Below are 16,727 nucleotides of genomic sequence, written 5' to 3'. Positions count from 1 at the left end.
GATTTTATGAAGAATAAAAAAACAGCTATCCCTATTACGATAGCTGTCCCTTTATTACTTCGCACTCACGATTTTATAATAAGAACGAACTGTGATGAAGTAATATCCAATATAAATAACACTATATACTCCAATACTAATTAAAAGCGGAATCATAATTTCAAATGGCAGTATGTTCCCTAAACCTTTTAATGCAAACAAGCTGTGCAGAATTCCGATTACTAGTGGAATTGCAAAGATAAAGCTCACTTGTTTTGCAATAGCTTTTTTCATTTCTTGTTTCGTTACCCCGACTTTATGAAGGACAATGTAACGATCACGGTCAGCACTTGCTTCTGTAAGCTGCTTAAAGTAAATGATTGAGCCTGTCGCTAATAGGAAGACTAAACCTAAGAATAGTCCGATGAACATCATTAGTCCAGTTGCTTCCAGTCCCATATGGAAACCAGTATAGAAGTCTCTAAATGGTGGTGCCATTTCTGATACACCAGTTGGCATCACTTTTGCTAATTTTTCCGTTAACACTTTACTGTTTCTTTCATCTTTTACATCAATATTTTTTACAATACGTGTTCCAAATGCTTGTTTCGCTTGTTCATACATTTCATCTGAAACGACAACAACTAGTTCACCTAAGTTTGTAATTGCATTATTATTTGCACCTTGGATTTTCAACGTCTTCGTTTCATTTTCAATTTGGAATACCGCTTTATTTCCTTTATATTCGGGGCTAAACTCATACCCTTCCATATAAGAACTATCATATATAAATGCTTCGCCAGTAGCTACATTCACTGTTTCCGCATCAATTTTTTTAGCAAGCTTGTTAAATTCAGATTGAGACATAAATTGATATTTCTCTGAAATCGTGTAATTCATATTAAGAATGAAATCAACTTTATCTCCTTCAAACTTCCCTTTTACAGGAACTGTCTCAATTTCAACTTGATCTTTGATCGGATGATCTTTCTTCTCTTCTGCAAAAATCGCATTTACTTTCTTATCAAGCTCTGCATCTTTTTTCTCGTAAGAATAACTGTATGGCATAGCTGCTTTTGATTGTGTAAATGTGTTGTAATACATCGTAACTGACGTACCAACCGCTGTTAATGTTACCGCACTTAAAATAGAAATCGTCGCAAGTGACTTTGCATTTCCTTTAATACGATATAGTAACTGTGACGTCGTTACCATATTCATACCGTTATAAAACGATGATTTATTATTTCTTGCACGTTTCAATACGAATACTGTAAAGAACATAAATAGTAAATACGTACCTAATACTGTCGCAAGTAATATATAAAGTGCGACTGCCATAAAGTTTGCATACATAACTGCTTTCATAAACATTAACGCTAAGAAATAACCTGAGCCGATTAAGAAAACTGAAATTAACGCCATAATGACAGATCCTTTTGGCAGTGCTTCTCCTTCACGTTCTGCGCGGAAAAGTTCAATTAACTTAAAGCGATAAATTAAACGATATCCTTGGAGTGATGTATATAAAATAATCACAAAGAAAATAATTGCTGTATCAATAATTGCTGCCATTGGTACTTCAAAATGAACGTTTAAATTTAATCCCATCATATTTACTAATAACTCAAGGAATAATTTTGAAAGGACACTACCGATTGCAATCCCGATTACTAATGACATTAATCCCATTAACATATTTTCATAAAAGAGCATTTTACCAATTTGTCTTTTACGGATACCTAATAACGAATATAAGCCAACTTCTTTTTTACGTTTACGTGTAAAGAATCCGTTCGAATATATAATAAACACTGCTACGAAAATGATAAGCATCACACTGGAAACTTGAAATGCACCACTAATCTTTTTAGAAGCTTCTGCTGCTTTTTCCATTTGTGAATTATATTGCAGTGCTTTAAATGTAAAATAAATAACAATACTAAAAATCATAGATGCGAAATATACAAAGTAGTCTTTAAAGTTCCGCTGTATGTTGCGGAGGGCAATGCTAGATAAGGTCATCGGCCATACCTCCAGAAATAGAAGACATTACGTCAACGACTTTTTGGAAGAACTGTTTACGCGTTGATTCACCGCGGTGCAATTCTTTATATAGTTCACCATCTTTAATGAAAATAACTCGTTTACAATAACTTGCTGCAAATGCATCATGCGTTACCATTAAAATTGTTGAGTTATCATATTCATTTAATGACTTCATACTTTCAAGTAAATCTGTTGCAGATTTAGAATCAAGCGCTCCAGTTGGCTCGTCTCCGAAAATCATACTTGGATTCGTAACAATTGCACGTGATGCTGCGCAGCGCTGCTTCTGTCCACCCGACACTTGATATGGGAACTGACTTAAAATATGATCAATACCGAATTTCTTTGAGATTTCAAGAACGCGGCGATCAATCTCACTCGCTTTCACCTTTGATAACGCAAGTGGTAAAGCGATATTCTCTTTCACTGTTAACGTATCTAATAAATTATAATCTTGGAAAATGAAACCTAAATGATCGCGGCGGAATAACGCTAACTTATCATCATTCATCTTCACAATATCTTTTCCATCAATTAAAATTTCACCGTTCGTCGCATTATCAATTGTAGAAAGAACATTTAGTAAAGTCGTCTTACCAGAACCAGAAGGTCCCATAATTCCAACGAATTCACCTTCTTTTACTTGTAAGTTAATACCTTTTAACGCTGCAAATTTATTACCACCCGTGTCATACACTTTTTCGATATTTTTTGCTTCTAACACTGTTTTCATCTCGACATCCCTCATTTCTTCTATTCTCTATTTTCAACTATATACACTCTCTACTCTTGCCACTATCGATGTTTCTTACACAAACATGACAGTTATGTAAGGCACATAAGTAAAGACATCAAAAAGTTAACATAATGAATTAAAGTACTTTGCTACTATAACATTGGGATATCATACCATCCATTCATTCTCCTTACAGGAACATTACAATTTTGTAAGGTAAAAAATGCACCTACAAAGTTGTGCACGAAATGTCGGATGGGGTTATTTCGTTCCTGTTATTCTATGTACAGAGGAGGTCATAATATGGATTCACTTAAAAATATGAATAATGCAATGCACTATATTGAAGGTAACCTTACGAATGAAATTGATTTTAAAGAAGTTGCGAGGCTAGCTCTCTGTTCTGAGTATCACTTTAAAAGAATGTTTTCGTTTTTAGCAGGCATATCACTATCTGATTATATTCGCTGTAGACGTCTTACTCTCGCTGCCTTTGAACTAAAAAACAGCAATGTAAAAGTCATTGATGTCGCTATAAAATATGGCTACAACTCACCAGATTCATTCGCTCGTGCATTTCAAAACTTGCACGGTATAACACCTTCAGAGGCCCGAAATAGTAGCCATTCTTTGAAGGCTTATTCACCAATGACCTTCCAGTTATCCATTCAAGGAGGAAATGAAATGAATTATCGAATTGAAGAAAAAGAGCCATTTCGAATTATAGGTATTACAAAACGAGTATCAATCATTTTCAATGGTGTAAATGAAGAAATCGCTTCTATGTGGAAAAGTTTAAACCCAGACTCCATTCAAACATTAAAGTCCCTTTCAAACATTGAACCTACTGGAATTATTAGTGCCTCTACTAATTTTTCTGAAGGGAGAATGGAGGAAAAAGGAGAACTTGATCACTATATTGGAGTAGCCACAACGAAAGATTGTCCAGAGCAATTCGCGCAACTTGAAGTCGCAGCTTCAACATGGGCTATATTTGAAGCTGTCGGTCCATTTCCTGATGCATTACAAAATGTGTGGGGACGTATTTATTCTGAATGGTTCCCTTCTTCGAACTATGAACTAGCGGAAGGACCAGAGATATTGTGGAATGAAAGTAAAGACGTATCCTCTCCGAATTTCAGAAGTGAAATATGGGTACCTGTTTTAAAAAAGTAATATAAGAATCTAACCTTTCCAAAATAAAGAAGCTACTCTTCCTTTTTAAAGGAAAAGCAGCTCCTTTATTTTATACTTCTTCTCGACTCGTTCTTATACAAGAAAATAGTAATAATCGTAAGCACTATAATAACTGCAAAAGTAAATACTCTGTAGTTCGAGATAGTAGCAGTACCAATTAACAAGGCAGGTATAACCGCCACAATTAAGCCACCAAACATACCAACAAACGATCCTATACTTTGTTTTACTACTTGAGTTTCTGATACCCAATCATAATAACCAAATCGATTATTAATGAAAATCCCCCATACTGCTGAAAATAATGAATATATTATCGGTGTTATGACGATGAAAAGAGAACTCCAAACATCTAGCTTTAACCCGATTATTAGTAATACAGCACTAATAAGTGATGCAGGTATACTCAATGAAAGATTCATAAGAATTTTACTATCATAAATCACCTTTGGCGCTATAGGCAATGATTTAATAATCCATACATTTTTTCCTTCTAAAGACAATGACACACATGTTGTACATGTCATCGAAATCGCTGCTGCAATAGCAAATGGGGCAATTTTTTGCAACAGGGGCTCAATTCCAGGATACGCTATTAATTGGCTTGGTCCTACTACAACTATAGCTAGCGAGAAAGCTAGCGCCATCACGACTCCCATTCCACTATTTATAACATACACTGTAGAAGAGAAGAAACGTGTCAGCTCTTTTTTATACAATGCGACCAATACACTCTCTTTTTTCATGCTATTAATCTCATAATTTGAAAGCATATGATAAGTGGTGATCCCTGTGTTTATTTGCTTATATTTTAACGAAAGTATTTTTATAAAAAGATAATACCAAATCACTGATATCCCCACAAATAAGATGAAAGCTACCATATCAGCATTAACAATTGCTTTTTGAAACATGTTAGCTAATGGATACACTTTAGTTAATTGCTCCGAAACAATTGCACCAATTCCGTTCATATCATTAAGGCTATATTGAGCATTTCCGTTTTTTAGCATAAAGGAACCGAATGTAATAATTACTATAAAACTTAAAATCGTAGTTATTTTATTCGTATTTTTAAATTTAGAAGCGATTGCCGTAATCGAAGCTCCAAAGATTGCTGCGATTGTTGTTGGGATTAAAGATGCGATAAACATACTGATGAACCACATAAAGTAAAAAGAAACTGATGGATTTTCATGTATACAATACACAACTCCCATTGGTAGCATGATTATGATTGAAAAGATTGTATTCAGCAGGTATAAATACAAAAATCTACTTGCAATAACAGTACTTACGCGAATCGGCAATGACATTAAAAAGTCGTAATCCTTAAAAGCAAAAATTTCTCCATTTGCCTTAAATATAGTGAAAAACAACGTTAATACACTGCTAATAACTAGTGCATAGACGGGAATAATTTCACTCATTCCTAGTTTTACCAACCCATATGCCGAAGCTCCGCAATATAACATTAACATGACACCAACTAGAGCAATAGATGCTGTCAGCAAAATCTTATTCTGCTTCTTTTTCTTATCTTTTTCGTATTTAAAGGTGTTTAAACCGAGCTGCGTTATCAACCGAATTTTCAAAAGACCTAAACTATTAGTATTCATTAGCAAGCTCCTTCATAAAGAGCTCTTCCAATGAGCCTTCCTTAATTAAAGAATTTACTTCTCCTGAAAGTGCTAATTTCCCTCTATTAATCATCGCTACTTTATTACATAACTTCTCAGCTACATCTAAAACGTGCGTAGAAAAGAAAATCGCACTTCCTTTTTCACAAAGCTCTTTCATAATACCTTTCAATACTACGGCTGCCTTTGGATCAAGACCAACGAAAGGTTCATCTAAAACTAATAATTTTGGTTTATGTAAAACCGCCGATATAATCGCTACTTTTTGTTTCATACCGTGTGAATAAGAAGATATTAAGTCCCCTAAGTACGGTGTAATCTCAAAAGCATCCCCATACTTCTGTATCTGTTCTTCCCGATCCCTCGCAGGCACTTTAAACACATCCGCAACAAAGTTCAAATATTGAATTCCTGTTAATTGCTCATATAAATCTGGATTATCAGGAATATACGCCATTACTCTCTTACATGCAATCGGATCCTTTTTTACTGAATGTCCATCAATAAAAATTTCACCCTCTTCAAAATCTATAACTCCTACTAACGACTTAATTGTTGTACTTTTCCCCGCACCGTTATGTCCAATAAATCCAAAGATATCCCCTGCTTTAACAGCAATATTCAAATGATCAACTGCTTTCTTACCGTCTTTATATGTCTTGCTAAAATTTATAATTTCTAACATGTAAATCCCCCCCAAATCACCTTTTCGATTGAATTTTCAGACCTTAAAACGAAAAATTTACTCAGTGAGCTTTTCATTATTCCCACTGAGTATTAAAATCCCTTAACACATAGAAACTATAAATATAAAATTTGACTAATATAACTCACATTTGTATTTCTTTTTTATACAAAACGTAAGAATATAAATTCGTTATAATGACAGCAACTACTATAATCCCAAGCATTATATAAGTTCTCCAATCAGCCGGAGCGAAAACACTTATAATCATAATAACTCCTAACGCCACAAATACTTTTCCGCTAAACCGATGTGTTTTCCGCCATACTTCTTCATTACTTAACGTCCATGGATTACGCATCCCGACAAAAAAGTTTGGCTTACACTGTGGTAAATAATTACCCATTACTAAAAATAAAACACCAACTAATAATTCAGGCACCCGATTAATGAATAAGTTATATCCTAATCCACTTGTAATAATATCTATATTTCCTACAAATAGTAGCAATAGTACCCCATTATTCATCATCATAAAGGCTTTAGAAAATTTCTCGTAATTTGCTTTCCTTGGATCAATCTTTGGTATCACATTTAGAAATATATATAATGCAATCATAATTCCGACCATAGAAACCATTCCGTAAAATTTAGACGAATAGCCATCTACCTTACCGCCGCTCCAATGTGTCGCAATTGTATCCGGCAAATGCGGCCAAGCAAACGCCCAAGCTAAACAAGTTATAACGATTAATAAGATTGCAAAAAGATGTTTTTTCATTTCCCCTCTTCCCCCTTATTCGTAAATGTAAACACCCAAGTCAACAAATCTTGAAAGACCGTTGTGTTTAAAGAGTACACAACGAATTGCCCTTTCTTTTCATCTTGAATAAGTTCAGCATTTTTAAGTGCGTTTAAGTGGTGTGAAATACTTGGTTTTGTCATATTGAAATGTTCAGCGATCTCACCAGCGGTTAGATCGCCTTCTTTTAATAAATCTAAAATTTTTCGCCTTGTTGGATCTGCTAATGCTTTGAATGCTTGATTCAATGTCTTTCTTCCCCTCATTAATTAGACATTTAGATATTTATCTAAATGTTAAAATGATTTTAGTTAATTGTCAATCATCTATACGCCCCTTTTTATTTTGTACCCTACGCCAATTACTCTATATTGAATAAAATCTAAAGATTACGCAGGTTAAAAAGGAAAGCAGCTCTTCTGTTTCTTTTCTTAATAATACTTTTTCTGGAACTTCTACAACTGTCTCATCACTTAGTTGTTGTTTTTCAAATAAGCGCAGCCTCTTCCATATGTGTTTTCTCCATTGACTAATCTGTTTGTAAACAATTCCATTCAACCAAAATAGAAACGGTCTAGATTGATCATATGTTGAAATAGATTTCCAAAGTTGAAAGTAGATTTCATTTACGATTTCATTTGTATCATGCCGATTTTTAACTATAGCAAAGACGGTTTCATAGACTCTCTGACTCGTTAAGTTAAATATAAATTCAAAAGCCTCCTCGTCACCTTTTAGTAAACGCTCTATCCAAATATGTATATCTTCATTACTTGCCAAGTAGTGCCCCCTCCTTAACGATGTTCTCACTATATATTGGACGGTAAGCAAAATAAAGTTCCAAATTTCATAAAAAATATAATACTTTTTATTCATTCATATATTTAAAAGGAAAATATATTGAATTATTCCTATAATACTTTTTACTTTTCTAACTTTTAACCTATACTGTTTACTAGCTTATCTTTCAACATAATGAAAAGACTTGAAACACATGATACACTATAGCTACAATTGTTTTTTTTGAGGAGGAATATACATATGTATAAAATTTTAATCGTTGAAGACGATCCAAATATTTCATCATTACTGCAATCTCACATTCAGAAGTACGGTTATGAGGCTGTTGTAGCGGAGAATTTCGATGATATTATGGAATCGTTTAACGCTGTGAAACCACATCTTGTTTTACTTGATGTAAACTTACCGAAATTCGATGGTTTCTACTGGTGCCGTCAAATTCGTCATGAATCTACTTGTCCAATTATTTTCATTTCAGCGCGTGCTGGTGAGATGGAACAAATTATGGCGATTGAAAGCGGTGCGGATGATTACATTACAAAGCCGTTCCACTACGACGTTGTAATGGCGAAAATCAAAGGACAATTACGCCGTATTTACGGTGATTATGCACCAAATATTTCTGAACGTATCGTTGAAGTAGAAGGGTTAAAACTATTTCCAGAACGTCCAGAAATTCATTTTGGATCTGAACAAGTTCTTTTAACGAAGAAAGAAGCTATTTTAGCAGAAATGTTATTATCAAAATTCCCTCGTACAGCGAGCCGTGAAGATTTATTAGCTGCGCTTTGGGATGATGAAAGTTTCGTTGAGGAAAATACATTGAACGTAAACATTACGCGTCTTCGTAAAAAGTTTAATGAGCTTGGTATTGAGAACTCTATTGAAACAGTACGTGGACTTGGATATCGCTTTAACGCAACTTGGAGTGAATAAGCATGAAGCTATTTTTACGTGATCATTTTGCATTTTTCCTACTGTACGTATTAAACTTCGGTATCATCTTCGTTCTTTATGATGCAGTAGATGGATTTCAAAACAATAAATTTTACTTCGTTGTTTTAAGTTTATACTTATTTATTTGTTTCCTCGCTTATCGTTACGTTCGCAATCGTAGAATGTACCATAGATTAAGTGAGCAACCAGAAAAAATGGAAGATGCGTTTATTGAAAGAGCGACTGCTCCGATGCCTCACGGTGTCAATGAACTCGTGCGTACGCAGTACCGCCTCTTCCAAAAAGAACTACAATCGTATGAAGTAAAACAACAAGAACATCAATTATTTATTAACCATTGGGTACATCAAATGAAGACACCTGTTTCTGTTATGCAGCTTATGGTGCTAGAAATGGAAGACGAGCATTTAATTCCAAAGTTTAAAAAAGAATTAGAGCGTCTAAACCAAGGGCTTGATATGGCTTTATACATGGCTAGGTTAAATAACTTCCATGAAGATTTCCATGTCGAGACGATTTCATTAAAAGATACGGTAACAAAAAATATTAACGGATTAAAAGAACTATTCATTCGTAATGGTGTCTTCCCTGTTTTAGAAGTCCATTCTGATTTAAAAGTTGCTTCTGATGCGAAATGGCTAAAATTTATCATCTATCAGTTAATGACAAATGCTGTTCGTTACTCTGGTGAACGCGGAAAGAAAGTTTTCTTATCTGCTTATCGAAACGGAAAAGATATTATTTTAGAAGTTCGTGATGAAGGTGTTGGTATTCCGCAAGAAGATATTCGAAGAGTATTTGAACCGTTTTACACTGGGAAAAACGGTCGCGCATTCGGAGAATCTACTGGTATGGGACTTTATATTGTAAGTAAAATTTGTGATTATTTAGGTCACTCTGTCAAACTAGATTCTGAAGTTGGTAAAGGAACGACGATTAAAATCATCTTCCACAACGCTGCAAATAATCAAGCAGAACATACGGAGAAGGTGACCGAAGCATGATCGTAACATATGCAAGCAAAATGTATGAGAACTCAATCTCATACATTTTTTGCAATACAACTACTTCTATATCTTCTAGCCGGAGGTATAATCTATGACATTTTGGCAATTTGCATTTAAAAATGTAACGCGTAATTCAAGAGCTTATTTTGCTTACTTTGTAAGTAGTTCCTTTTCCATTGCTGTGTTCTTTTCATTTGCTGTTTATTTGTTTCATCCGAAATTACAAAATTTTAGCATGACCTCTGAAATTTCAGGATTAATGATATTTTCAGAAGTAGTAATTGTATTTTTCTCTTTCTTCTTTTTACTATATTCTATTGGTACTTTTTTTAAAGTTAGAAAAAAACAATTTGGTATTTTGACCATTTTAGGAATATCGAGAAAACAATTACATCGTCTTGTTTTTATGGAGAATATGTTAATCGGGATTTTATCTATCTTTTTCGGCATGCAGTTTGGAGTTGTTTTTTCTCAATTTTTTTTATTAGTAACAGCCAAACTTACGCATGTTCCAGGAATATATTTATACGGTCCTACTAACGCGTTTATTCTAACAACCATTGTTTTCCTTAGTCTTTTTATCATTGTATCTGCATTCACACCAATGCTTATTCGTACAAAAAAAGCGGTACACCTTTTAAAAACAAATGGTGGAAAACAAAAAGAAAGAAAACCCTCCATACTTGTTTCATTATTTGGTGCGATTTGTTTATTTGGTGGTTATGCGTTAGCTGGAAATCCTAAATATTTCGTATCAGTAAGCCCGCAAATCGGTGTTATATATATGGTTTCAAGTATTTTCGTTATCCCAATGCTTGTTACAATCGGAACATATTTCTTCTTTTCACAAATTAGTTTCTTACTGATTTATATTTTAAAGAAAAGAAGGAAGTTTTATATGAAACGGATTAATATGCTTTGGATTTCGGATTTAGCGAGCCGTATTCGAACGAATATTAATATGCTTTTTATTGTAGCGATGCTATCTACGATCGCTTTCACAATGATTACGTTTCTATATGGATTCGGGAAATTTATTAAGCTAGAAGTTAATAGAACTTCTCCTTTTCCAATTTCTTATTTTTCTTATGATGCGAACCCTTTTGTTACAGAGCATTTAAATTGGCTTGAGCAACAATTACAAAAAGAGCATTTCCCTTATCAAAAAATAGAAGCTGATATATATGAAACACCACTAAAAGAAGATAAAGATATAGCCATTTATAATGACGTATACGCAATTAAGCAAAGTGACTATAACAAACTTGCAGATTCTTTACGAATGAAACAACTATTTATGGATGATAACGAAGCATATGTGCTAACAGGGACATCTTATATCACCATATTCAACGAATTTGAGCAAAGCTACAAAAGAGATTACATTACACTCTCTAGTACAAATACGAAATTACGAGTGAAAGGCTATGAGCATGTAAACGCAATCCCATCTGACTTTTCATATCAAACGATAGTGTTGCCTGATATTATCGTAAATAACTTACCTAACACCGTAAAACATATATCAGCATACAATTACAAAATTCAAAACTGGGAACAGACATATGAAATTGCTGATAATTTTATAGAAAAGGTGCAAAAAGATCGAAATAAATCCCAGTATGAAGGACCTCTTATTCGATCCTTTGAATCAGCAGGATCGTTATACAAAATAACATCTGGTAGTGCCGCATTCTTCTTAATCGGGACATTTTTAGGAGTTATCTTCTTCATTGGAGCTGGTAGCGTTCTTTACTTTAGAATGTATACGGATTTGACGAACGAACAAGAGAAATATATAACGATTTCTAAAATCGGTGTAACAGATACAGAGATGAAACGATCTGCAACCATTCAACTTAGTATTTTATTTTTCATTCCGTACATTATGGCATCCATTCATACAATGTTCGCAACAAAAATGCTACAAGATGTAATTGGTTTATCTCTGTTCAAAGAAGTTTCAGCCGTTCTTATTATTTTTGGATTCGTTGAAATCGTATTTTTCTTATTTATTCGTTCACTTTATATGCAAAAATTATCACAGTACACGAGTGGACAAAATATTTAAAACAAACTTGATGAAAAGAGTATTTCTTATGCTCTTCTCATCTTCACCCCATTAGGAGGCTAGGTGAATGACATTTTGGCAGTTTGCATTTAAAAACGTGACGCGGAACGCCAGAGCTTATTTCGCCTATTTTGTAAGCAGTGCGTTCTCCATCGCAATCTTTTTCTCATTTGCAGTTTATTTATTTCATCCTAAATTGCATATGACAGACGTGAATTATTCTCTGAACATATTAATGACAATTTCAGAAGTTGTCATTGTGTTCTTTTCATTTTTCTTTTTACTGTATTCAATCGGTACGTTTTTAAAAGTACGAAAAAAACAGTTCGGGATTTTAACAGTACTTGGCATATCTCAAAAACAATTAAAACGACTCATATTTATAGAAAATATGTTAATTGGTGCTCTTTCTATATTTTTTGGCATTCAACTTGGAGTCGTCTTTTCACAGTTCTTTTTATTAGTTACCGCCAAAATTACACACGTACCTGGTTTATATTTATATCCGCCTACAAGTGCTATCGTTTTAACTATCATCATCTTTCTTGGGCTCTTCATTCTCGTATCATCTTTTACACCCATGCTCATTCGTACGAGAAAAGCCGTACGTCTTTTAAAAGAAGGAACAAAACAAAAAGAAAGAAAAGCATCCGTTCTCATCTCTCTATTTGGTGCGATGTGTTTAATATGTGGATATGCGTTAGCCGCAAATCCGCTGTATTTTATGTCGCTAGGTGACATCATTGGGCTTTTATATGCCATCTCTAGTATATTTGTCATCCCATCGCTTATTGCAGCTGGAACATACTTTTTCTTTTCACAAATTAGTTTTTTACTTATTCGTATTTTAAAAATGCGAAGAACGTTTTATATGAAACGAATTAATATGCTTTGGATTTCTGATTTAGCATCACGCATTCGTACGAATATTAATATGCTCTTTATTGTGGCGATGCTATCGACGCTCGCTTTTACAATGATTACATTCTTATATGGATTCGGGAAATTTACAAAGTTTGATGCGATTAGACAAAACCCTTTCCCGTTTACTTATTTATCACATACTGAAAATACATTAGCTGATGAACATTTAAACTGGTTAGAGCAGAAATTTAATGAAGAGCACTTTACTTATACAAAATTTAAAACAGATATATATGAAGTATCTTCAGCTGAAGATAACACACAGCTCTATTACGCAATTAAACAAAGTGACTATAATGTACTTGCTAAGGCGTTAAATTGGGAAAAACTCACGGTGAATAAGAATGAATCTTATATCCTTATGAAAGACTTAGATGATCAAGTTATTGGAACACTTCACAATAAAGACAAGAAAAATACTCTTACACTTACTCAAAACAATTTACAACTACAAGTGAAAGAATATAAAAGTTATAACCCATTCCCAAACAGCTTAATATACCAAGTACTCATACTATCTGATGAAAATGTAGAAGCCTTATCCACCGTTTCCAAACAAATGAGTGTATATAACTTCAAGGTTACAGATTGGGAGAAAGCACATAATATCGGTTCAGCGTTTATAACAAAAATCGATAACGACAATGCAGCGATTCAAGCAGAGCATCCACCGTTCCATGCAAGTGAAGCGAGCGATTCTCTATATAAAACAAAACTAAATGTCGCTTCGTTCTTCTTAATTGGTACTTTCCTAGGGGTTATTTTCTTTATCGGTGCTGGCAGTGTTCTTTACTTCCGAATGTATACAGATTTAACAAATGAGCAAGAAAAATATATAACGATTACGAAAATTGGCTTAACTGAGACTGAAATGAAACGTTCAGCGACAATTCAGCTTGCGATTCTTTTCTTCGTGCCTTACATTATGTCATCGATCCATACGATGTTTGCGACAAAGATGCTACAAGAAATATTACATCTCTCGTTTTTCGCTGAGATTACAGTCGTACTTATGATTTTTGGAACGGTTGAAATTCTATTTTTCCTTTTAATTCGTTCCTTCTATATGCAAAAATTATCACAACACATTAAGTTTTAGAGAATAGAAAGGTGATTATTATGGAAGAAGTATTACACATAAAAAACGTCTCAAAAGTGTATGAGGGAAAAGTACCTCATACCGCTTTAAAAAATATAAATTTACACGTAGATAAAGGTGAATTTGTTGCTATCATGGGGCCATCTGGTAGCGGTAAATCTACGTTTTTAAACGTTATTTCTACAATTGATTCCCCTACTTCTGGTGATGTCGTTATTAATGGAAAAAAACCGCACACATTTCGTAGAGAGAAGTTAGCCATTTTCCGCCGCCAAGAGTTAGGATTTGTTTTCCAAAATTTTAATCTACTAGATACACTAACAATCGGTGAAAATATCGTACTACCTTTAACATTAGATAATGTTCCGTTAAAAGAAATGGATGAAAAGCTTGATAACATTTCAAAAAAGCTTGGAATTGATCATATTTTGGACAAACGTATTTTTGAAGTTTCTGGAGGACAAGCACAGCGTACCGCAGTAGCACGTGCTGTTATCCATCATCCCTCACTTCTACTTGCTGATGAACCAACAGGGAACTTAGATTCAAAAGCAGCAATTGACGTAATGGAGCTATTTACGAAATTAAATAAAGAAGAAGATGCAACGATTTTAATGGTTACGCACGATCCGTTTGCAGCAAGTTATTGTAACCGCGTCATTTTCATTAAAGATGGCGAGCTTTACAACGAACTACACCGCGGATTATATCGCGAGAAATTTTATCAAGAAATATTAGATGTTCTAGCGTTATTAGGAGGAAGACGTGGATGACATTTTGGCAATTTGCATTTAAAAATGTCTCGCGTAATTCGAAAGCATATTTCGCCTACTTTGTCAGTAGTGCCTTTTCTATCATGGTTTTCTTTTCATTTACTGTATACGCGTATCACCCGCGGTTACAGAGTGTACAAAACTTTCAAGAACGTGATCCTCTAATGAACTTAGCTAGTACAGCACAGCTTGTGATTGTTATGTTCTCGTTCTTCTTTCTCTTATATTCAATTGGAACATTTTTAAATGTACGGAAGCAGCAATTCGGGATACTCACAATTCTCGGTATCTCACAGCGACAATTAAAAAGACTGTTATTTACTGAAAATATGATAATCGGGATATTGTCTATCTTTATCGGCATTCAAGGTGGCCTTGTATTTTCTAACTTTTTCTTATTAGTCACTTCGAAATTAACAAGTGCTAAAGGTCTCTATTTATATTGGCCAACAGAAGCGATTATCGTGACAACCGTAACGTTTATCATTTTATTTTTAATCGTTTCTACGTTTACACCAATGTTTATTCGTACTCGAAAAACAGCCCACCTTATTAAAGGGAACAAGAAAATACCAGCTGAAAAAAGACCATCTATACTCATCTCTTTATTTGCTTTAATTTGTTTAGGGCTATGCTATTATATCGCTGGTTATCCGCGAGGCTACGTAACGGAAAAAAATGTGCAAAATGGATCTGTCTTTTTTATTATGTTATCTATTTTACCGCTCGTAGTAGTTGGGACATATTTATTCTTTTCACAAACATTTCTTCTTTTTATCTATATTTTAAAGAAGCGTAGAAAGTTTTATTTGAAACAAATAAATATGTTATGGATTTCGGACTTAGTTGCTCGTACCCGTAGTAATATTAACGTACTCTTTATCGTTTCTATGCTATCTGCACTTGCATTTACAATTATTATTGGGTTATTCGCTGCTAATAACAATACGAAGGCATCAGTACTAGAGCGATATCCCATCCCCTTCACTTATACATCAGAAGGTGACAATTCCCTTGAACAAAAGCATATTTCTACAATTGAAACGGAGCTTACAACTAGTAATTTTCAGTACAAAAAATATAAGTTTACAGTCTTAAAAGATATAGCTTCAAAAGAAGATATTATGCTTATGAAGATGAGCGATTATAACGCAATCGCTCAACAATTGAAAAGACCGGAAATAACAATCGATTCTACAGAAGTGTATATTATTTCTCGCCACTCACCAGAACTTCTCGATCTCGTATCTAATCCATTTGCAAAGCAAAATGCGATTACACTCGGATCTAATAAAAAAGAATTTTATATTAAAGGGTTTATTAATAAGGGAATAGAACCATCCTTTGCATTCCCACATTTAACTGTCGTACAAGATTATGTATTTGATAATATGATTCCTCATATTGAAACAACCGTAATCTATAACTACTTCGTAGAAAACTGGGAAAATGCAATAGTTCCAACCAGAAATATGTTACGTGTTATTAGTGGTGATGCACGTGAGTTCTACAAAAAGCATACAGAAGAGAACGCTCAAGTTCCTTTCTTCATACATACGGCTACGGATGAACTCATTTACGGTAAAGGAAATGCAGTTGCTCAATTCTTTATTTGGGCATTTCTTGGTTTTATCTTCTTTATCGGTGCGGCTAGTGTCTTATATTTCCGTATGTATAATGACTTAACAACTGAAAGACAAAAGTATATTACGATTACAAAACTTGGCTTAACTGAATTAGAAATGTTTCGCTCTGCAACCATTCAATTAGGAATTTTATTTTTTGTTCCTTACATCGTTGCTGGTGTTCACACGTTATTTGCGGTTAAGTTTTTACAAAGCATGTTTTCTTTCTCCTTACTAAAAGAGACATGTATCGTACTCACCTTTTTCGGGATTATCGAGATCATTTTCTTCTTCTTAATCCGTTCTCTGTACATTAATAAATTATCACAGCATATAAAAATATGAATAAAATGGCCTTGTGCGTATTGCACAAGGCCATTTT

Annotated in this window: 14 protein-coding genes; 7 read left to right on the top strand and 7 right to left on the bottom strand. The window is 34.0% G+C overall.

Annotation, left to right across the window (positions count from 1 at the left end; translation table 11 throughout):
• Positions 1 to 54: 54 nt before the first annotated feature.
• Complete coding sequence (locus tag DN403_RS21570; RefSeq protein ID WP_000176144.1) at positions 55 to 2,004, bottom strand: ABC transporter permease; 1,950 nt, start codon at positions 2,002 to 2,004, stop codon at positions 55 to 57.
• The gene (locus tag DN403_RS21565) at positions 1,991 to 2,761 is read right to left on the bottom strand and encodes an ABC transporter ATP-binding protein (RefSeq protein WP_000859656.1); all 771 of its coding nucleotides are present in this window, start codon (positions 2,759 to 2,761) and stop codon (positions 1,991 to 1,993) included. The genes DN403_RS21570 and DN403_RS21565 overlap by 14 nt, the downstream gene beginning before the upstream one ends.
• Before the next feature lie 306 nt (positions 2,762 to 3,067).
• Between DN403_RS21565 and DN403_RS21560 the strand changes: the two genes are divergently transcribed.
• A complete protein-coding gene (locus DN403_RS21560; RefSeq protein WP_149185730.1) occupies positions 3,068 to 3,940 on the top strand; it encodes an AraC family transcriptional regulator in 873 nt (290 codons plus the stop codon).
• Between the two features lie 65 nt (positions 3,941 to 4,005).
• On the opposite strand, the gene DN403_RS21555 is transcribed toward DN403_RS21560, so the two are convergent.
• From DN403_RS21555 to DN403_RS21535, 5 genes are all read right to left on the bottom strand, one after another.
• Positions 4,006 to 5,580, bottom strand: coding sequence for a permease (locus DN403_RS21555; RefSeq protein ID WP_098829215.1), 1,575 nt, complete (start codon positions 5,578 to 5,580; stop codon positions 4,006 to 4,008).
• A complete protein-coding gene (locus DN403_RS21550; RefSeq protein WP_000889752.1) occupies positions 5,570 to 6,286 on the bottom strand; it encodes an ABC transporter ATP-binding protein in 717 nt (238 codons plus the stop codon). Before DN403_RS21550 ends, DN403_RS21555 begins: the two co-directional genes overlap by 11 nt.
• Positions 6,287 to 6,431: 145 nt before the next feature.
• Positions 6,432 to 7,067: an SdpI family protein gene (locus tag DN403_RS21545; protein ID WP_000716351.1), complete on the bottom strand. Its 636-nt coding sequence runs from the start codon at positions 7,065 to 7,067 to the stop codon at positions 6,432 to 6,434.
• On the bottom strand, positions 7,064 to 7,336 hold the full coding sequence (locus DN403_RS21540; RefSeq protein ID WP_001070526.1) for an autorepressor SdpR family transcription factor: 273 nt from the start codon (positions 7,334 to 7,336) through the stop codon (positions 7,064 to 7,066). Before DN403_RS21540 ends, DN403_RS21545 begins: the two co-directional genes overlap by 4 nt.
• A gap of 118 nt (positions 7,337 to 7,454) precedes the next feature.
• Positions 7,455 to 7,868: a sigma factor gene (locus tag DN403_RS21535; protein WP_000157858.1), complete on the bottom strand. Its 414-nt coding sequence runs from the start codon at positions 7,866 to 7,868 to the stop codon at positions 7,455 to 7,457.
• Between the two features lie 261 nt (positions 7,869 to 8,129).
• On the opposite strand from DN403_RS21535, the gene DN403_RS21530 reads away from it, so the two are divergent.
• The 6 genes from DN403_RS21530 (at position 8,130) to DN403_RS21505 (ending at position 16,690) form a co-directional block, all read left to right on the top strand.
• A complete protein-coding gene (locus DN403_RS21530) occupies positions 8,130 to 8,825 on the top strand; it encodes a response regulator transcription factor (RefSeq protein ID WP_000276738.1) in 696 nt (231 codons plus the stop codon).
• Between the two features lie 2 nt (positions 8,826 to 8,827).
• Positions 8,828 to 9,850 carry a sensor histidine kinase gene (locus DN403_RS21525; RefSeq protein ID WP_000765341.1) on the top strand — a complete coding sequence of 341 codons (1,023 nt, stop codon included), beginning with the start codon at positions 8,828 to 8,830 and terminating at the stop codon, positions 9,848 to 9,850.
• 94 nt (positions 9,851 to 9,944) lie between these two features.
• Complete coding sequence (locus tag DN403_RS21520; protein ID WP_000145076.1) at positions 9,945 to 11,924, top strand: ABC transporter permease; 1,980 nt, start codon at positions 9,945 to 9,947, stop codon at positions 11,922 to 11,924.
• 67 nt (positions 11,925 to 11,991) lie between these two features.
• Positions 11,992 to 13,947 carry an FtsX-like permease family protein gene (locus DN403_RS21515; RefSeq protein ID WP_000145001.1) on the top strand — a complete coding sequence of 652 codons (1,956 nt, stop codon included), beginning with the start codon at positions 11,992 to 11,994 and terminating at the stop codon, positions 13,945 to 13,947.
• A gap of 20 nt (positions 13,948 to 13,967) precedes the next feature.
• The gene (locus DN403_RS21510) at positions 13,968 to 14,720 is read left to right on the top strand and encodes an ABC transporter ATP-binding protein (protein WP_000393250.1); all 753 of its coding nucleotides are present in this window, start codon (positions 13,968 to 13,970) and stop codon (positions 14,718 to 14,720) included.
• Complete coding sequence (locus tag DN403_RS21505) at positions 14,717 to 16,690, top strand: FtsX-like permease family protein (protein WP_042596312.1); 1,974 nt, start codon at positions 14,717 to 14,719, stop codon at positions 16,688 to 16,690. Before DN403_RS21510 ends, DN403_RS21505 begins: the two co-directional genes overlap by 4 nt.
• Positions 16,691 to 16,727: the final 37 nt, after the last annotated feature.

Origin of the sequence: Bacillus sp. AY2-1 (assembly GCF_008368965.1) — a bacterium.
GTDB classification, from domain to species: Bacteria; Bacillota; Bacilli; order Bacillales; family Bacillaceae_G; genus Bacillus_A; species Bacillus_A thuringiensis_S.
This window is presented reverse-complemented; position numbering and strand designations above follow the sequence as displayed.

What these genes read in the sequence shown, in the direction of transcription:
- DN403_RS21570 (WP_000176144.1), bottom strand. Translation starts at nt 2,004, where the DNA reads ATGACCTTATCTAGCATTGCCCTCCGCAACATACAGCGGAACTTTAAA.
- DN403_RS21545 (WP_000716351.1), bottom strand. Translation starts at nt 7,067, where the DNA reads ATGAAAAAACATCTTTTTGCAATCTTATTAATCGTTATAACTTGTTTA.
- DN403_RS21550 (WP_000889752.1), bottom strand. Translation starts at nt 6,286, where the DNA reads ATGTTAGAAATTATAAATTTTAGCAAGACATATAAAGACGGTAAGAAA.
- DN403_RS21530 (WP_000276738.1), top strand. Translation starts at nt 8,130, where the DNA reads ATGTATAAAATTTTAATCGTTGAAGACGATCCAAATATTTCATCATTA.
- DN403_RS21525 (WP_000765341.1), top strand. Translation starts at nt 8,828, where the DNA reads ATGAAGCTATTTTTACGTGATCATTTTGCATTTTTCCTACTGTACGTA.
- DN403_RS21515 (WP_000145001.1), top strand. Translation starts at nt 11,992, where the DNA reads ATGACATTTTGGCAGTTTGCATTTAAAAACGTGACGCGGAACGCCAGA.
- DN403_RS21565 (WP_000859656.1), bottom strand. Translation starts at nt 2,761, where the DNA reads ATGAAAACAGTGTTAGAAGCAAAAAATATCGAAAAAGTGTATGACACG.
- DN403_RS21560 (WP_149185730.1), top strand. Translation starts at nt 3,068, where the DNA reads ATGGATTCACTTAAAAATATGAATAATGCAATGCACTATATTGAAGGT.
- DN403_RS21510 (WP_000393250.1), top strand. Translation starts at nt 13,968, where the DNA reads ATGGAAGAAGTATTACACATAAAAAACGTCTCAAAAGTGTATGAGGGA.
- DN403_RS21555 (WP_098829215.1), bottom strand. Translation starts at nt 5,580, where the DNA reads ATGAATACTAATAGTTTAGGTCTTTTGAAAATTCGGTTGATAACGCAG.
- DN403_RS21520 (WP_000145076.1), top strand. Translation starts at nt 9,945, where the DNA reads ATGACATTTTGGCAATTTGCATTTAAAAATGTAACGCGTAATTCAAGA.
- DN403_RS21505 (WP_042596312.1), top strand. Translation starts at nt 14,717, where the DNA reads ATGACATTTTGGCAATTTGCATTTAAAAATGTCTCGCGTAATTCGAAA.